The 1,472-nt window shown below is 60.5% G+C and carries 1 protein-coding gene; it reads left to right on the top strand.

What is annotated here, in order from left to right; all coding sequences use genetic code 11:
* Window positions 1–140 precede the first annotated feature (140 nt).
* Window positions 141–1,397, top strand: coding sequence for an IS256 family transposase (locus G8767_RS35145; RefSeq protein ID WP_149357467.1), 1,257 nt, complete (start codon window positions 141–143; stop codon window positions 1,395–1,397).
* The last annotated feature ends 75 nt before the right edge of the window (window positions 1,398–1,472 follow it).

Below are 1,472 nucleotides of genomic sequence, written 5' to 3'. Positions count from 1 at the left end.
GGGTAAGTCCCCTGGGGTGGTGGACATTCGGTGAGACAGCGTAGCCGCAGGTGGGGCGTGTCGTTCCGGTTCTGTGGGTGGGCCATCGCGTAGTGATGAACGAGTTACCTGACCAGTGACTCGACCAAAGGATCCACGCGATGACCCACGATCATTCTGCCCTGATCGCTCAGCTCGATGTCCTCAAGGGCGCCGATCCAGCGAGCGTGTTCGCCGAACTGATCCGCACCGGATTGCAAGCCTTGATCGATGCCGAAGCCACCGAGGTCCTCGGCGCCGGCCGCTACGAACGCACTGCCGAGCGCACGAACTATCGCAACGGAAACCGGCCGAAGACCGTCGCAACCACCAGCGGCGACATCGAGGTTCAGATCCCGAAGCTGCGCTCCGGGTCGTTCTTTCCCAGTCTGCTCGAACGACGTCGGCGCATCGATCAGGCCCTATACGCGGTGATCATGGAGGCCTATGTCCACGGCGTATCCACCCGCAACGTCGACGACCTCGTGGCCGCGCTGGGTGTGGACTCGGGTATCTCGAAATCCCAGGTCTCCCGGATCTGCGCAGGTCTCGACACCGAGATCGCGAGGTTCCGCGAACGCACGTTGACGCACACCAGCTTTCCGTACATCTTTCTCGACGCGACGTATTGCAAGGTCCGGATCGGTGCCCACGTGGTCTCTCACGCCCTCGTCGTCGCGACTGGGGTGTCGATCGACGGCACCAGAGAAGTGTTGGGTACTGCGGTCGGAGACAGTGAGTCGTTCGATTTCTGGCGGGAGTTCCTGGCCGGGTTGAAAGTGCGCGGCCTGTCGGGGGTGCACCTGGTCATCTCCGATGCGCACGCCGGGTTGAAAGCTGCGGTGATGCAGCAGTTCACCGGGTCGTCGTGGCAGCGATGCCGGGTGCATTTCATGCGGAACATCAGCTCTGCTGTGTCGTCGAAGCATGTGCCGCCGGTGATGGCGGCAATCAAGACGATCTTTGCGCACACCGAACCGGATGCTGTTGCCGTGCAGTGGGAGCAGGTCGCAGATACCCTGGCGGAGTCGTTTCCGAAGGTCGCCACGATGATGCGTGATGCGAAAGAGGATGTGCTTGCGTTCCGAGTGTTCCCGAAGGCGCATTGGCAGAAGATCTGGTCGAACAATCCGATCGAGCGGCTGAACAAGGAGATCAAGCGAAGAGCTGACGTAGTGGAGATATTTCCGAACCCGGCGTCGTTCCTGCGTTTGGCGACGGCGGTGGTCATCGAATCCCATGACGAATGGCAGGTCACCCGCCGCTACGTCTCCGATGTCAGCATGGACGAACTACGAGACGTCATCGACGCGAAGAAACGAGCCGCGACCCACGAAGCAACGACTGAATCTTTGACACCCGAACTCGAAACCGCATAACCTACAACACGACTCGTTGATCACGAACCTGATGGTTCACCGATCCGAAGTACACCACTCCATGGGACGCTATCC

It is taken from the genome of Rhodococcus sp. IC4_135 (assembly GCF_011602025.1).
Classification (GTDB): domain Bacteria; phylum Actinomycetota; class Actinomycetes; order Mycobacteriales; family Mycobacteriaceae; genus Rhodococcus_F; species Rhodococcus_F baikonurensis.
This window is presented reverse-complemented; position numbering and strand designations above follow the sequence as displayed.